A 14608-nucleotide genomic window follows, 5' to 3' on the forward strand; every position below is an offset into this window, starting at 1 on the left:
GCGATGACTCTATCCTTGTGCATCCCAATTTGGTATGCACGAAAAATTCACTGTCTGACTGAATGTCAGAAGGGTGGAGCGGCCGACGTGGGCGGTCTGGTGCGATGACCGGTGGGCGTGGTGACTTCGACGGTGCGATCGGGGCGACTTCGATAGACGGCCCGCGTGAGATGTCGATTCACATGATCGCGCGGGCACAGTGGGCGCAGCTCATCGATGTTGGTCTTGCCGCCCTGAGACCATGGGATCTCATGGTCGATATCCGACTGCTGTGCGAGGCGGGTACATCCGTCGCGGGCGCACGTTCCGTGCTGCAGGATCAGCCAGTTCTTCTGCGCCGGCGTCGCCCGGCGACTTCGGCGCTCCATATCGAGGATGACGCTGTCGATCGGATCGACGATCACCCGACGGAACGCCCCGATGTCGAGGAGGATCTGCTTCGCCGTCAGCGGGTCGATCGGTCCGTGGCCGACGAGCTCTGCCTGAGGCTCAGGAAGCGCAACGTTCGCATCCGCATCCGCATCACCAGAGAGCAGCTGGACCGGGATCGTGATGAACACCTTCGTCTGCACCGCGGTCGACGTGCCGATACCGCGCAACCATTCCGAGCACAGGTCGGCGCGTATCTGCGCACGAGTGCGGCACTCATTCGGATCCTGCTGAAGTTTCTTCGCACTCTCATCCGCACGCTGATAGGCCGCGACGGCCTCCTCAGTCGAGATCAGCAGTCCGAACCAGGTCATGCCCTCACCCCTGTGATCGAGCACCACCCGCCGATCACGCACCGCTTTGGCGTGACGACCGCTCGGCGATTCAGGCATGAGCTTGTCCACCAGTCGGCGCAGCCGCTGGAGAAACAGCTGAGGCGTGCAGGTCAACGACCACTCTGCGGTCGCTTCATCGATGCGCCGGAACGCTTCCCGTTCAGCTTCGCGCTCGGCCTTGCTGGCTGCGGCGGGAGCACGCACCTTCAGGAGCGCCCCGACGGCATGAGAGACGAGATACATCGACGCAAACCCATCGCGCGCGTTACGCCAGAGCATGGGCAGGTGCGCTTGAGCCTGCTCGGCCACGTGCAACTGCCCACGGACATAGTCTTCTGAACTCTTCAATCTCAACGCGATATCGAAGATCGCTCCTCGCTCAGCAAGGTCCACGGCATCAACGTCCGTGGACAGTGCGTACAACTCAGGATTGCGGCGGGCGAGCGCGACAGCATCCGCAATACGCGCAGCCCTACTGGCCGCATGACGATTCAGATCGATATCCGCGCACTGCAGGTCAACAAGTACGGACTCGACGACAAACGCGGCATCACGAGGCCGGTCATCCACATCGTCGAACCAGGGTTCCATATACCCAGTATAGAACATACATACCCATACCGCCAGGGTTACTTTCGAAGATTTATGCTAATACGGTTACCGACTTCAATCCTGCCAGGGCATCGGGCGCTCAAGGTCACGCGTGGCGTCATCCGGGAGGTGCGGGAGTTCCTCACCCGCCGCGCGAATGCAGAGCCATCGCAGTTCACCGGGGCTGTCCGGCCGTGCACGCCAGGTGCGCCACACTCCCTGACCGACGCGAATGACCGACCCGGGACCGACATCGACGACATCGTCATCGAGCCCCATCTGACCGAACCCCTCGAGGAACACGTAGAGCTCCTCAGCTTTGCTGTGCGTGTGCCAGTAACCGGCCTCTTCGCCAGGGATGAGGGCATTGGAGGTCATGCCGATGTACTGCATCGCGAGTTCGTGATCGACGACGCGTCTGCCGTCGCGTGAGCGCGCCGGAACAAAACCGCCGAAGTGCTCACGCCACTGGTCTGGTGCGCCGATCTCGGTCACTTCGTAATTACTCATGCTTGCGCCCTTCGTCGATTGTCATCGTGCATCAGTTCATCACTGATTCTGTAGGGTGAATAGCTCGGGTAGCCCCGCTACCCCGCCCGAATCTAGGAGTCGCGCAGCATGGGATCCGAACTGTACGACGAGCTTGATCGCATCCTTGCGGCCCGAGATCGAAACAACATGGGTCCGACGATTGCGGCTCTGCTCCCACTTTATGAGCAGCACCCGCACAACCCGCGCGTGCTCTATGAAGTGGGTGGCGCATACGACACCGCCGGGGAAGAAACCACAGCCGCGGGATTCTACGAACGTGCCATGTCCGTTGGCCTTGAAGGTGACCTGCGCCGCCGATGCTATCTGCAGTACGGCAGCACACTTCGCAACCTCGGCCGCCTGGACGAGTCCGTGACGGTATTCGCCCAAGCACGCAAAGAGTTCCCGGATTCCGTAGCCCTCGGCGCATTCGAATCCCTCACGCTGCATGCCGCCGGCAAGGTCAATACCGCGCTCGGTAGCCTCCTCACGCTGCTTGCCGATCATGTGGATGCCGAGGAACTAGACCGATACAAGCCCGCCATGCGCGGCAACGCCGAATACCTGGCGTCGCTCGATTCGGCGACTTCTGAACCAGCCTCGTAACGAAGAGCGCCGGCATCCCTTACGGAACACCGGCGCCCACCACCTCAAAACGAGCGTCACTCGCGAAGAATCGCACCGAATCGCTCGGTCGCCACAGCCACACCGGCGAGCTTCGCCTCGGTGGCCTCGGCGGCAGTCAACGTGCGATCGGCACGGAAGCGCAGCGCGAACGTCAGGCTCTTCTGCCCGTCATCGACACCTTGCCCGCGGTAGTCGTCAACCAGACGCAGCGATTCGAGCAGTGCACCCGCACCCTCCACGAGGGCAGCACGCAGTTCGCCGGCAGTCACCGTCGCCGAAATGACGAGCGATACATCCTGCGTGGCGGCGGGATACGTCGACAGCGACTCGGCAACAACGCGGGAGCCCGCGAGTTCGAGAACGCCATCGAGATCGAGTCCGAGCACAACAGCGCGACCGGGAAGATCAGCGTCAGCCGCGACGTCCGGGTGCAGTTCGCCGACGTAGCCAACTTCGGTTCCACCCACACTCAACACACCGGTGCGCCCCGGATGCAGCGCCGCACGCTGTCCCTGAACGACGTCAATCTCAACGCCAGCAGCAACAGCGATCACGCGCACAGCATCCAGCGCATCCGACAGCCCGGCCGGCTCAGCATCGCGACCCGGCTGACGTGCCGACACATTGCCAGTGAAGAGCGCGGCGACGTGACGGTGCTGCGGCGGAATAGATGCGTTCAGTGCTGCGAGCGTCTCATCCGTTGGCAGTGCGCCCAACGGCGGCACCTCATCGGTGCCGTATACGACTCCCGGCTCTGGCAGGAACACCAGACCGGTCTCGTAGATCGCAAGATCTGTCAGACCACGCGCGATGTTGCGGTGCGCAATCTGAAGCAACCCAGGAATCAGCGAGCGGCGCAGGAACGGCGACTGTCCATCGAGGGGGTTCGCCATTCGGATGCTGGGCAGGTGCTCCCCCGACGCCGACCCGTGCAGGTGATTTTGCTGCTCGGTCGTGAACGGGAACGACGGCGTCTCGACGAGTCCTGCCGCGGCCAGCGCGTTCGCGACACGACGTCGACCCTGCTGAAGCACGGTGAGGCCACGTCCGGACGGCGGTGTCGGCAGCACGGACGGAATGCGGTCGAGGCCATGAATGCGCGCGACCTCTTCGGCCAGCGTCCACTTGTCGGTGAGGTCTGGACGCCAGCTCGGCGGGATGACCTGCCAGCCGTAGGCGGTCTCGGTGACCTCTGCGCCGATCGTCTCCAGCGCGCCGACGATTTCTTCATCGGTGTAGTCGACGCCGATAAGGTCGGGGACGAACTCTGCGGGAAGCTCAATGCCGTCGATGGAGACGTCGGAGAACAGTGCCCCGCCGACCTCATCGATCTGGCCACCAGCGAGCGAGACCATGAGGTCGGCCACGCGACGGGCCGCCACAAAGGGAACCAGCGGGTCGACACCACGTTCGAATCGCTTGGATGCTTCGCTGGGAAGCTTGTGACGACGGGCGCTGCGCGCGATCGAGATCGGGTCGAAGATCGCGGCCTCGACGAGAACGTTGCGCGTTTCGTCACCCATCTCCGTCGTACCGCCGCCCATGACACCAGCGAGGCCGATCGGGCCCGAGTCGTCAGTGATGAGCAGGTCCTCAACGTGAAGCGTGCGCTCCTGGCCGTCCAGCGTCTTCATCGTCTCGCCATGCTGCGCGCGACGCACGGTGATTCCACCGGAGAGCTTGTCGAGGTCGTAGCCGTGAATCGGGTTTCCCAGCTCGAGCATCACGTAGTTGGTGATGTCGATGAGCACGCCGAGCGAGCGGATGCCGGCGAGCGACAGCCGCGCGATCATCCACGGTGGCGTCGGGCGCGAGGGATCGACATCGCGGACGACACGCACGACGAACTCCTGCACCGCGGGGTTCTCGCGCAGCGGCTCGGCGTCGACCGCAAGCGGGAAGCCGGTGCCAGGTGAGACTTCGTCCCACTCGTGCTCTGCCGGATCACGGAAGTCCGCGCCCGTGGCGTGCGAGTACTCGCGCGCGACACCGCGGATGGAGAAGGCGTAGCCGCGGTCGGGCGTGACGTTGATCTCGACGGCAACGTCGTCAAGACCGAGAAGCTCGATCGCATCAGTGCCGACAGGTGCGTCGACGCCCAGCGACGACAGGATCAGGATGCCGTTGTGCTCATCCCCCAGCCCCAGCTCGCGTGCCGAAGCGATCATGCCGTCGGAGACATGACCGTAGGTCTTGCGCGCGGCGATGGGGAACGGGCCGGGCAGCACAGAGCCGGGCAGAGTCACCACGACCTTGTCGCCGACGACGAAGTTGCTTGCACCGCAGACGATTCCGCGAGGTTCTGCCTCGCCGACATCGAGCTGGCACCAGCGGATCGTCTTGCCGTTGGACTGCGGCTCATCCTCGAATGAGAGCACCTGTCCGACGACGACAGGACCGGAGATCTCGAAACCGTGGATCTCCTCCTCTTCGAAGCCGACCGACACCAGTGCCTCGAGGACATCTTCAGGAGTGGCATCCGGTGCCACATCCACGTACTCACGCAACCACGAAAGCGGGACGCGCATCACACCACCATCCCGAACTGTTCGCTGAAACGGACATCGCCCTCGGCCATGTCACGCATGTCCTGTACATCGCTGCGGAACATCAGCGCGCGTTCGACGCCGATGCCGAATGCGAAACCGCTGTAGACCTCTGGGTCGATGCCCGCCGCACGCAGCACGTTGGGGTTGACCATGCCGCAGCCGCCCCACTCGATCCAGCGGGCGCCGCCCTTGAAGGTCGGGTGCCACAGATCGAACTCGGCAGAGGGTTCGGTGAACGGGAAGAAGTTCGTGCGCAGACGGGTCTTCGCATCTTCGCCGAACAGCTGCTTGGCGAGGTGATCGAGCGTGCCTTTGAGATGGGCCATCGTGATGCCCTTGTCGACGACCAGGCCTTCGACCTGTGTGAACACCGGCAGGTGCGTGGCGTCGAACTCATCCGTGCGATAGACCCGGCCAGGGCACAGCACATAGATCGGCACCTCGCGGTCAAGCATCGAGCGCACCTGCACAGGGCTCGTGTGCGTGCGCATGACGAGGTGACGATCGACCGGATCGACGAAGAACGTGTCCTGCATCTGACGTGCCGGGTGATCGACATCGAAGTTCAGCGCGTCGAAGTTGAACCACTCGTGCTCGAGCTCTGGGCCTTCTGCGACTTCCCAGCCCATGCTGACGAAGATGTCGGAGATGTCATCCTGCAACTGCATGAGCGGATGCCGCGCGCCGACGCGCGTACGCGATGAGACGGCGGTGATATCGACCCGCTCCGCCTCCAGCCGTTCGGCGGTCTCGGCCTCGGCGAGCTCGCCTTCTTTCGCGGCGAGCGCCTTGGTCACCTGCCCTCGGCCCTGGCCGACGAGCTTGCCAAAAGTGGCCTTATGCTCGGGCGCGACCTGACGCATCGAGGCGTTCAGGACCGCCAGCGGCGACCCCTCAGCGACGTGCGCGGTGCGAGCCGCTTTCAGCTCTGCGGTACTGGCGGCGGCGCCGATCGCGGCAAGAGCTGCGGCGACGGCGGATTCCACCGCCTCGGGCGTGATTTCAGGAGCATCAGACACGAGACATGAGTCTACCGGCGGTCGCTGGTCCTCCCCTACGGGCATCCACAGTAAGTCGTCAACCAGCCATCCAGGCTCCGGCTCGTTGCCGGCGGGTAAATCGAGACGGGACGCGGCTTGGTCACTGCCCCAGACCGGAGTCGGATTTCCCCGTGTCTTTCTGCAGGGTGATGAGCTCAGTGTTAGTCCCGTCGTGCATGACCGCTGCGTTGTCTGCAGCAAGAGCCTGCAGCTTCGGGGAGTGACGCGTGCGGATCTCGAGGTACTTCGCGACACCGGAAAGGATCAGACACATGATGATGTAGATGCCACCGATTACGAGTGCCGCCTGCAGGATCGGGCGCCCAGGCTGCGAGCTGAGTAGCTTGGCGTAGTACAGCAACTCCTGGTACGTGATGATGAACCCGAGCGCAGTGTCCTTCATCGCGACGACGAGCTGGGCGACGATAACCGGCAACATCGCACGGACAGCCTGCGGCAGCAGGATCAGCGTCATCACGCTGCTCTTTCGCAGCCCGATCGCGAAACCGGCCTCCCGCTGCCCACGTGGCAGCGATTCGATCCCCGCCCGCAGGGCTTCCGCGAGCACCGAGCCGTTGTAGACCATCAGTGCGACCACTACGGCCCAGTACGGGTCCACCTTCACGCCCAGAGTTGGCAGGCCGTAGTAGAGGATCATCATCATCACGAGCACCGGCACAGCTCGGAACGCCTCGGTGACCACAGTTACCGGAACACGCACCCACGCGTGATCGGACAGACGTCCGATCGCGAGCACGAAACCGAGCGCAAGGCTCAGCACGGCGGCCAGTGCGAAGGCGCGCAGCGTATTCAGCGTCATTTCTCCGATCGACGCCCAAACGGTCGAGTAGGTGAAAACGTTCCACTTCGCTGCACTGAACTGATTTGTCAGCGACAGGCGCCAGATGAGGAACGCGATGACCGCGACGACCAAGGCGATCGTCGCGACCGCCAGGATCAGGTTGCGACGACGGGCGCGGGGCCCTGGGACGTCAAAGAGGACGGAGCTCATCGTATGATCCTCCATCGGTTCTCGAGAGTTCGCTGCAGCCAGGTGAGCAGCATGACCAGGGCGACGAAGATGGCGGCGACCCAAAGCAGGATCTCCATCGGAGTGCCCGGGCGCGTGTGCGAGTTAGAGATCGTCGACTGCAACTGCGGAAGCACCGCGATCGAGAACCCGGCGGCGACTGTCGTGTTCTTCAGTAAAGCGATGAACACGCTCATCATCGGGGGCACGACCGATCGGAACGCCTGCGGCAACACGACCTGTGTCATTACCTGTCCGAACGGCAATCCGATCGCGCGAGCCGCTTCGGCCTGACCCACCGGCACGGTGTTGATGCCGGCACGCAACGTCTCGGCGACGTACGTCGCGGAGTACACGCCGATCGCGAGAATGCCGAGCACTGTGTTCGACAGCGTCGGTAGCGCCAATGCACTGTATCCGAACACGAAAAAGAAGAACACCAGAGTGAGAGGGGTGTTGCGAACGAGCGTGACGTATGCCGTGCCCACTGCGCGTGCGATCGGCACCGGCGAGACCCGCATCGCACCGACGACGATGCCCAGCACCAGCGCGATGATCCCCCCGAAGAAGAACACAAGCAGGGTGTACGAGATCCCCTCGCCCCACAGGTCGAGGTTGCCGAAGATGGCGTCCACGCGCCCTCCTTCTCAAATATCAGGGTGCGGGGCGGCCATTACGACCGCCCCGCAGCATGGATCGTCAGTCGACGGCCGGCTGGTCAACCTCGATGCCCGACTGGCCGAGCGTGGCGTCGAAGATCGCCTGCCAGGTGTCGCCGCCATCCGTGAACAATGTGTTGACATGCTCAACGAGTGCGGTATCGCCCTTCGGAATGCCGACGCCGTAGCGTTCCTCGGTGAACAGTCCATCAAGCACCTTCAGCTCGTCTGGGCTCTGAGCCGCGTAGCCGATAAGGATCGCCGCGTCGGTGGTGACGGCGTCGACCTTGCCGTTGAGCAGATCGTCCACGCACGCGGAGTACACGTCGTACTCCTCGGTGTTGATCTCGGGGAAGTTCTCCTTGATGTTCGAGATCGGCGTGGAGCCCGTTGCCGAGCAGACCGTCATGCCGTTGAAGTCCGAGACATCGTTCACCTCGGTCATCTCGCTGTCTGCGGAAACGAGGAAGCCTTGTCCGGTGATGAAGTATGGTCCGGCGAACTCGATCTGCTCCATGCGGGAGTCGGTGATCGAGTAGGTGCCAACGTAGTAGTCGATGTCGCCGTTCACAAGCGCCTGTTCACGGTTCGCCGACGCGATCGGCTCATACGTGATATCGCCTTCTTCGAAGCCGAGCGATGCCGCGATCCAGCGCGCGATCTCGATGTCGAAACCGCTGCGTTCTCCGGTCGTGACATCGAGATAACCGAGGTTGGGCTGGTCCTCTTTCACACCGATGATCGGTCCGCCGCGCTCGACCATCGCGTCGTACGTCGGGCTGCCCTCGACCGTGACGTCTGTGGCCACCTCGAACATCGATTCCTCGACGTCGCCTTCGCCTCCACCCGGGCTCGTCGGGCTACCGCTATTGCAGGCGGTCAGTGCCAACAGCGCGGTGGCCGCGATTCCGATTCCTGCCAATGTCCGTGTGCGTCGCATGAGAGTCTCCTTCTTGTGCTGTGTGTAGAGAGAAAGTCAGTGAGTCAGAAGCTTGGAGAGGAAGTCCTTGGCCCGGTCGCTCTTCGGATGCAGGAAGAAGTCCTCCGGAGTCGCCTCTTCGACGATCTTCCCGTCGGCCATGAAGACAACTCGGTTCGCCGCCTTACGAGCGAAACCCATCTCGTGCGTGACGACGATCATCGTCATTCCGTCTTTGGCGAGGCCGACCATGACGTCGAGCACCTCGTTGATCATCTCCGGGTCCAACGCGCTGGTCGGCTCGTCGAAGAGCATCACCTTCGGGCGCATCGCGAGAGCCCGCGCGATCGCCACGCGCTGCTGCTGACCGCCGGAGAGCTGAGCGGGCAGTTTCGAGGCCTGCTGGGCGACGCCGACACGTTCGAGGAGCTGCATCGCTTCCTTTTCAGCATCCGCCTTCTTGAGGCCTCGTACCTTGATCGGCCCCAGCGTCACGTTCTCGAGGATCGTGAGGTGCGCGAACAGGTTGAACGACTGGAAAACCATGCCGACGTCGGCGCGAAGATTCGCCAACCCTTTGCCCTCGGAGGGAAGCACTTTGCCGTCGATGCTGATCACACCGCTGGTGATCGTCTCAAGACGGTTGATCGTCCGGCACAGCGTCGACTTACCCGAGCCTGACGGCCCGATCACGACGACGACCTCGCCCTTGTTCACAGTGAGGTTGATATCGGTCAGCGCCTGGAACTCGCCGTAATGCTTCTGAACGTTCTCCACCACGACAAGGGGTGTACCAGTCTCGGTCATGTCCCCACCCTAGGAGTACGGGGGCGCAGGTACCAGCATCAGTCTCAGCGGGTTATCGAGTTGTAACCGACACGAAACAACTCGCAGCGTGCACAGGAGGTGTCAGCGGCCGTCCGCAGCCCGTTGCGCGAAGGCGCTTTCATACAGGCAGACACTCGCAGCGGTCGCCAAGTTGAGTGATTCGGCCTTGCCAAAGATCGGAAGTTTGAGGACGTGATCCGCCAGCTCCAGTGCGGATTCCTCAAGACCGTGAGCCTCATTGCCGAACAGCCAGGCAGTCGGCTGTGCGAGCACGCCGTCGGCGCGCGCCTGCAGCAGGTCGTCGCCCTTCACATCTGCGGCAAGCACAGTAAGCCCCGCCACGTGAGCGCGCTGAATGACGTCCGCAAGATCACCACCGACCGATACCGGGAGGTGGAACAGCGAACCGGTCGTTGAACGCACGACCTTGGGGTTGTACGGATCGACCGTGCGGCCGGTCAGCACCACAGCGTCCGCTCCTGCAGCATCCGCGGCACGGATGATGGTGCCAAGGTTTCCTGGATCACGCACTTCCTCGCAGATAGCGACGAGGCGAGGGGATGCCGCGAAAATGTCGCGGACCGACGTCGGAGTCTGCTGAACGACAGCGATGACCCCCTGCGGCGTGACGGTGTCCGCCATGGCGTTGAGCACATCGTCGGTCACGAACTCGACCTCGAGTTCGTGCTCGCCGGCCGCGGCGCGCAGATCCGGATGCTTGTCCCAACCTGTGGGCGTCGCGAAAAGTTCGACGATCGCATCAGGGCGGTATGCGAGAGCCTCGCGAACAGCCTGTGGACCCTCCAACAGGAACAGTCCGGTCTCCGTCCGTGCACTCCGCTTGGTCAGCTTCGCGACGGCTCGTACACGCGGGGATCGGGGATTCTCGAGCACGATCTCAGTCTAGGGATACCAGGACCGCTCCCGCGTACACATCCAACGGCCAGTCTTCATTCGGCATCCACGCAGGCGCCGCGAATAGAGTTTCCGCGTGTCCCCAGCCGCTCAACGCTCGTCGACGCGGCGCCGTCTCGTTGTCGCGTCTGCCGCTGTGCTGACCGTCTGCGCCGGGTTACTCGTGCATCGATTCGGCACCGGTGTCCAAGGGGACATCGTGGGCGACGCGCTGTACGCCGTTTTGATCTACCTCGTTCTCGTCTTCCTGATGCCACGCACGCCGAGAACCGTGCCAGCAGCACTCGCGATCATCTTCTGCACCTGCATCGAACTGCTGCAACTCACCGATGTGCCGTCAACCATCGCCGCGGAGTTCCCCCCGGCCGCGCTCGTGTTCGGCGCATCCTTTGATCAGCGCGACATTCTCGTTTACGCGTTCGCCGTCGTCGCCGTGATGCTGCTGGATGTCGCTGTCACCTACGCCGCGCGCCGCAGCACCCGCCACCCGGCGCGCTGAGAGCACAGAAACGGGCGCCTCCCCCAAGGGAAGCGCCCGTTTTTGAAAGATGCTTATGCAGCCGACTTCGGAGCGTTGACATCCGAAGGCAGAGCCTTCTTGGCCGTCTCGACGAGCGAGACGAACGTGGCCGGCTCGTTCACCGCGAGCTCAGCGAGCATGCGACGGTCCACCTGGACGCCAGCAAGACCGAGGCCCTGGATGAAACGGTTGTACGTGATGCCGTTCTGGCGAGCAGCGGCGTTGATGCGCTGGATCCAGAGGCGGCGGAAGTCGCCCTTGCGCTTGCGACGGTCGCGGTACGAGTAGACCAGCGAGTGGATGACCTGCTCTTTAGCCTTACGGTAAAGGCGCGAACGCTGACCGCGGTAACCCTTGGCGCGCTCAAGAATGACGCGACGCTTCTTGTGAGCGTTTACCGCCCGTTTGACTCTTGCCATTTTCCTATGTTCCTATTCCTACGATCGGGCGCGTCAGCGGCCGAGAAGCTTCTTCGCGGTCTTGGTGTCAGCCTTCGACAGCAGCTGGTCCTGGTTGAGGCGGCGGGTGCGACGGCTCGACTTGTGCTCGAGGTTGTGGCGCATTCCGGCCTGCTGCTTCTTCAGCTTTCCGCTTCCGGTGATCTTGAAGCGCTTCTTAGCACCCGAATGGGTCTTCTGCTTCGGCATCTTCTCTTCCTTCGTATTGCGCCTTATTAGGCGACGGTGTCAACCCGCGGTACGGGAGTTTGGGGGCGGGAGTTACTCCGCGGGTGCTTCTTCGGCTGATGCATCCGTCTCGTGAGACGCGTGCTTGTTGGCCGCACGCTGCGCATCGCGCTGCGCGTTCTGCTCGGCCTTCGCATCAGACTTGTTCTTCAGCGGCGCCACGACCATGACCATGTTGCGGCCATCGATCATCGGGTTCGATTCGACAGTGCCGAGCTCAGCAACGTCTTCAGCGAACTTGCGCAGCAGGCGAACGCCCTGCTCGGGGCGCGACTGCTCGCGGCCACGGAACAGGATCATGGCCTTGACCTTGTCGCCAGCCTTGAGGAAGCTTTCCGCACGCTTGAGCTTGGTCGTGTAGTCGTGCGCCTCGATCTTCAGACGGAAGCGGACTTCCTTGAGGATCGTGTTCGCCTGGTTGCGACGAGCTTCCTTCGCCTTCTGGGCGGCCTCGTACTTGAACTTGCCAAAATCCATGATCTTGACCACGGGTGGCTTCGAGTTGGGGGCAACCTCGACGAGGTCAAGATCGGCTTCCTGCGCGAGGCGCAGTGCAGCTTCGATGCGGACGACGCCGATCTGCTCACCCGCGGGGCCGACGAGGCGGACCTCGGGGACGCGGATGCGCTCATTGGTACGGGGATCGCTGATGCGGAACTCCTTTAGACGATGGGATCAAGCCACCGTGACGCGGTCTGCGTCACGGGCGAAATCGGAATCGTCTCCCACCCACCGGCATTCAGACACCGGTTTCGCACCCTGAACTTCGGACAGAGTCCGATCTGCCGGCGTGAACCGACGGAGTGCAAGACCCGGTAGCCTGGAACGGCAAGCGCGGGTGGGAAGTGAATCCTCTTTCGGTTCAGAGCGTACTGCTCTGAAGCCCGCCAAAGTCTAACAGAAGGCAAGGCATAGTGACGATTCCGGTTCCCAGTGACGGCCACGACGAGCGCCATGAGTATTGGCAGCAGCGGGAAGAAGCCGCCGCAGCGGCGACTCGAGATATTGCGGACGTGCCCGCTGTCGAGGTGATCACCACCGCGGCTGTGCATCTTATGAGCGCTGCAGCCGTCAAAACCGGCCTTGCCGACGACCCGGACAACGAGCTCGACCTCGACGAGGCCCGCAAGCTCATCAACGCACTCGCCGGGCTCATCACTGCCGGCGCGCCGGAGATCAGCGACATGCACGCCCGTTCACTTCGCGACGGACTGCGTTCGTTGCAGCTCGCGTTCCGCGAAGCATCCGTCATCCCCGACCCGATCGGCAAGGGGCCTGGCGAGAAGTGGACCGGGCCGGTCAACTAGTCGTTCGGGTGCGGGCTCGCGCCTGCGCGCGTAGGGAGCCCGCCTTCAAGCGGAGCGGCGGAGCTTGACGGTCAAGGAGTCCGCGAGGACGGCGATGCGGTCATCGGCGGCCCAGCGCTGCGCGAGGCGGGCCAGCACGGCATCCAGAACGTCGCGCTCGAGACCGTCGATGAGCTCGAGGATCACAATCAGCTCTGCACCCTGCAGCCGCGCCTCAGGATCCCCTGGCGCCACCGCGACGTCGATCACGGCGAGCTCGTGAGCGACGCTCGCCTGCAGCGCCGTGAACACTTCGGGTGACAGGAAGCTCGGCTCCCACGGCTGATCCTGCGCGACCGCCCATACTGCCGGGCGGCGGATGACAAACTCGGTCTCCGACGTCGGATCCAAGACGATGAGATCCGTCTGCTCAGACGACGCAGCAAGTGCGGCACGCACTGCCTCGACCGGGATCGGCCGTGCCGTGGCATCCCATTTCTGCATCGCGGTGACCGACGAGAACACCGGCTGCACCGCCCGCCCGTCGGGAGCGGCGACCGTCACGATCGACAGCTCTTGGGTCTTATCGACGACGAGCCCGCTGGGCGCGACGCCCTCCTCGCCTCTCTCGACGATGAGGGGAATCAAAACCCTGGCCGAGCGGAACGCATCGACAACCTCGGTCTGACTGCCCTCCCCCGCCCGAAAGCGAAGCAGCGCCGCGAGCAGTGCCGGGTCAGCGGAGCCATCGTCCTCGGCGCGCGTGTTTGCTTCGAAGCTGCGTCCCTCCCAGGGGACGCCGGCCGAGTCAGTCCCCTGCGACATCCAGTGCCTCTGCCAGCGTGAATGCGCCGGCATAGAGTGCCTTGCCGACGATCGCACCCTCGACACCGAGGTGCACGAGTTCACGCAGCGCGGCGATGTCATCGAGGCTGGACACGCCGCCGGATGCGACGACCGGCTTGGGCGTGCGCGCGGTGACTTCGCGCAGGAGTTCGAGGTTCGGGCCGCGCAGCGTTCCGTCCTTCGTGACGTCTGTGACGACGTAGCGGCTGCAACCGGCGTCCTCGAGGCGCTCGAGCACCTCCCAGAGGTCTCCGCCTTCCTTCGTCCAGCCGCGCGCAGCGAGCGTCGTGCCGCGCACGTCCAGTCCGACAGCGACTGCCTCACCGTAACGACCGATCACGTCGGCTGCCCATTCCGGGTTCTCGAGCGCGGCCGTGCCCAGGTTGATGCGCGCCGCGCCGCTCTCCAGCGCCGCCTCGATGCTGGCGTCATCACGAATGCCGCCGGAGAGCTCGATGTTCACGGAACGGAACTGCTTGATGACCTTGCGCAGGATCGCGGTGTTGTTTCCACGCCCGAAAGCCGCGTCCAGGTCGACGAGGTGAATCCACTCGGCGCCCTGATCGACGAACTCACCCGCGGCATCCAGCGGGTCGCCGTAATTGGTCTCGGTGCCAGCCTCGCCCTGAGTCAGACGGACGGCCTTGCCGCCGGCAACGTCGACTGCCGGAAGAAGGGTGAGCTTGGGTGTGGACGCGAAGTCGTTCATGTCATCCTCGGGTGGGGTGAAGGGCGCCGTAGACGGGCACGAGAACTGAGGGTACCCCGCTGTCGGGCGCTCCTCAAATGCGAGTCGACTCATACTGCGACGTCGCGT

Annotated in this window: 17 protein-coding genes; 3 read left to right on the forward strand and 14 right to left on the reverse strand. The window is 63.5% G+C overall.

All coding sequences use genetic code 11. From position 1 onward, the window contains the following. Positions 1 to 65 precede the first annotated feature (65 nt). Entirely contained in the window at positions 66 to 1355 is a 1290-nt protein-coding gene (locus ACSU1G_RS13485; protein WP_439280475.1) for an HNH endonuclease signature motif containing protein, read from the reverse strand. Positions 1356 to 1430: 75 nt separating this feature from the next. Then, entirely contained in the window at positions 1431 to 1865 is a 435-nt protein-coding gene (locus ACSU1G_RS13490) for a cupin domain-containing protein (RefSeq protein WP_439280476.1), read from the reverse strand. Between the two features lie 108 nt (positions 1866 to 1973). Between ACSU1G_RS13490 and ACSU1G_RS13495 the strand changes: the two genes are divergently transcribed. Then, positions 1974 to 2492 carry a tetratricopeptide repeat protein gene (locus tag ACSU1G_RS13495; protein WP_439280477.1) on the forward strand — a complete coding sequence of 173 codons (519 nt, stop codon included), beginning with the start codon at positions 1974 to 1976 and terminating at the stop codon, positions 2490 to 2492. A 56-nt stretch (positions 2493 to 2548) separates the two neighbouring features. On the opposite strand, the gene pheT is transcribed toward ACSU1G_RS13495, so the two are convergent. From pheT to ACSU1G_RS13530, 7 genes are all read right to left on the reverse strand, one after another. Then, positions 2549 to 5041, reverse strand: a complete 2493-nt coding sequence (gene pheT / locus ACSU1G_RS13500; protein ID WP_439280478.1) for a phenylalanine--tRNA ligase subunit beta — start codon at positions 5039 to 5041, stop codon at positions 2549 to 2551. Then, complete coding sequence (gene pheS / locus ACSU1G_RS13505; protein WP_439280479.1) at positions 5041 to 6081, reverse strand: phenylalanine--tRNA ligase subunit alpha; 1041 nt, start codon at positions 6079 to 6081, stop codon at positions 5041 to 5043. The genes pheT and pheS overlap by 1 nt, the downstream gene beginning before the upstream one ends. Before the next feature lie 121 nt (positions 6082 to 6202). Continuing rightward, positions 6203 to 7114, reverse strand: a complete 912-nt coding sequence (locus ACSU1G_RS13510; RefSeq protein WP_439280480.1) for an amino acid ABC transporter permease — start codon at positions 7112 to 7114, stop codon at positions 6203 to 6205. Then, positions 7111 to 7767: an amino acid ABC transporter permease gene (locus ACSU1G_RS13515; RefSeq protein WP_439280481.1), complete on the reverse strand. Its 657-nt coding sequence runs from the start codon at positions 7765 to 7767 to the stop codon at positions 7111 to 7113. The genes ACSU1G_RS13510 and ACSU1G_RS13515 overlap by 4 nt, the downstream gene beginning before the upstream one ends. A 64-nt stretch (positions 7768 to 7831) precedes the next feature. Beyond that, on the reverse strand, positions 7832 to 8731 hold the full coding sequence (locus ACSU1G_RS13520; protein ID WP_439280482.1) for a glutamate ABC transporter substrate-binding protein: 900 nt from the start codon (positions 8729 to 8731) through the stop codon (positions 7832 to 7834). A gap of 36 nt (positions 8732 to 8767) precedes the next feature. Beyond that, positions 8768 to 9517: an amino acid ABC transporter ATP-binding protein gene (locus ACSU1G_RS13525; protein WP_439280483.1), complete on the reverse strand. Its 750-nt coding sequence runs from the start codon at positions 9515 to 9517 to the stop codon at positions 8768 to 8770. Positions 9518 to 9619: 102 nt separating this feature from the next. After that, entirely contained in the window at positions 9620 to 10432 is an 813-nt protein-coding gene (locus ACSU1G_RS13530; protein ID WP_439280484.1) for a TrmH family RNA methyltransferase, read from the reverse strand. Positions 10433 to 10529: 97 nt separating this feature from the next. Here ACSU1G_RS13530 and ACSU1G_RS13535 point away from each other — a divergent pair, with 97 nt between their 5' ends. Further along, positions 10530 to 10952 (forward strand): DUF2809 domain-containing protein, encoded by a 423-nt coding sequence (locus ACSU1G_RS13535; protein ID WP_439280485.1) that lies wholly within the window; start codon positions 10530 to 10532, stop codon positions 10950 to 10952. Positions 10953 to 11005: 53 nt separating this feature from the next. Here ACSU1G_RS13535 and rplT read toward each other — a convergent pair whose 3' ends face one another. From rplT to infC, 3 genes are all read right to left on the reverse strand, one after another. After that, positions 11006 to 11392, reverse strand: a complete 387-nt coding sequence (gene rplT / locus ACSU1G_RS13540) for a 50S ribosomal protein L20 (RefSeq protein WP_417510501.1) — start codon at positions 11390 to 11392, stop codon at positions 11006 to 11008. 33 nt (positions 11393 to 11425) lie between these two features. Continuing rightward, positions 11426 to 11620: a 50S ribosomal protein L35 gene (rpmI, locus tag ACSU1G_RS13545; RefSeq protein ID WP_439280486.1), complete on the reverse strand. Its 195-nt coding sequence runs from the start codon at positions 11618 to 11620 to the stop codon at positions 11426 to 11428. 72 nt (positions 11621 to 11692) lie between these two features. After that, the gene (gene infC, locus ACSU1G_RS13550; RefSeq protein ID WP_439280878.1) at positions 11693 to 12310 is read right to left on the reverse strand and encodes a translation initiation factor IF-3; all 618 of its coding nucleotides are present in this window, start codon (positions 12308 to 12310) and stop codon (positions 11693 to 11695) included. A gap of 269 nt (positions 12311 to 12579) precedes the next feature. Here infC and ACSU1G_RS13555 point away from each other — a divergent pair, with 269 nt between their 5' ends. Next, positions 12580 to 12966, forward strand: coding sequence for a DUF1844 domain-containing protein (locus ACSU1G_RS13555; protein WP_439280879.1), 387 nt, complete (start codon positions 12580 to 12582; stop codon positions 12964 to 12966). Positions 12967 to 13011: 45 nt separating this feature from the next. Here ACSU1G_RS13555 and ACSU1G_RS13560 read toward each other — a convergent pair whose 3' ends face one another. Continuing rightward, positions 13012 to 13770: an SseB family protein gene (locus tag ACSU1G_RS13560; protein WP_439280487.1), complete on the reverse strand. Its 759-nt coding sequence runs from the start codon at positions 13768 to 13770 to the stop codon at positions 13012 to 13014. Next, positions 13754 to 14500: a bifunctional 1-(5-phosphoribosyl)-5-((5-phosphoribosylamino)methylideneamino)imidazole-4-carboxamide isomerase/phosphoribosylanthranilate isomerase PriA gene (gene priA, locus ACSU1G_RS13565; protein WP_439280488.1), complete on the reverse strand. Its 747-nt coding sequence runs from the start codon at positions 14498 to 14500 to the stop codon at positions 13754 to 13756. Before priA ends, ACSU1G_RS13560 begins: the two co-directional genes overlap by 17 nt. Positions 14501 to 14608: the final 108 nt, after the last annotated feature.

Source organism: Microbacterium sp. A93 (assembly GCF_051842835.1).

Bases quoted from the DNA above. Each gene is read 5' to 3' on its own strand.
- ACSU1G_RS13485 (WP_439280475.1), bottom strand. From the start codon at position 1,355: ATGGAACCCTGGTTCGACGATGTGGATGACCGGCCTCGTGATGCCGCG.
- ACSU1G_RS13490 (WP_439280476.1), bottom strand. From the start codon at position 1,865: ATGAGTAATTACGAAGTGACCGAGATCGGCGCACCAGACCAGTGGCGT.
- ACSU1G_RS13495 (WP_439280477.1), top strand. From the start codon at position 1,974: ATGGGATCCGAACTGTACGACGAGCTTGATCGCATCCTTGCGGCCCGA.
- pheT (WP_439280478.1), bottom strand. From the start codon at position 5,041: ATGCGCGTCCCGCTTTCGTGGTTGCGTGAGTACGTGGATGTGGCACCG.
- ACSU1G_RS13510 (WP_439280480.1), bottom strand. From the start codon at position 7,114: ATGAGCTCCGTCCTCTTTGACGTCCCAGGGCCCCGCGCCCGTCGTCGC.
- ACSU1G_RS13520 (WP_439280482.1), bottom strand. From the start codon at position 8,731: ATGCGACGCACACGGACATTGGCAGGAATCGGAATCGCGGCCACCGCG.
- ACSU1G_RS13525 (WP_439280483.1), bottom strand. From the start codon at position 9,517: ATGACCGAGACTGGTACACCCCTTGTCGTGGTGGAGAACGTTCAGAAG.
- rplT (WP_417510501.1), bottom strand. From the start codon at position 11,392: ATGGCAAGAGTCAAACGGGCGGTAAACGCTCACAAGAAGCGTCGCGTC.
- rpmI (WP_439280486.1), bottom strand. From the start codon at position 11,620: ATGCCGAAGCAGAAGACCCATTCGGGTGCTAAGAAGCGCTTCAAGATC.
- ACSU1G_RS13560 (WP_439280487.1), bottom strand. From the start codon at position 13,770: ATGTCGCAGGGGACTGACTCGGCCGGCGTCCCCTGGGAGGGACGCAGC.
- priA (WP_439280488.1), bottom strand. From the start codon at position 14,500: ATGAACGACTTCGCGTCCACACCCAAGCTCACCCTTCTTCCGGCAGTC.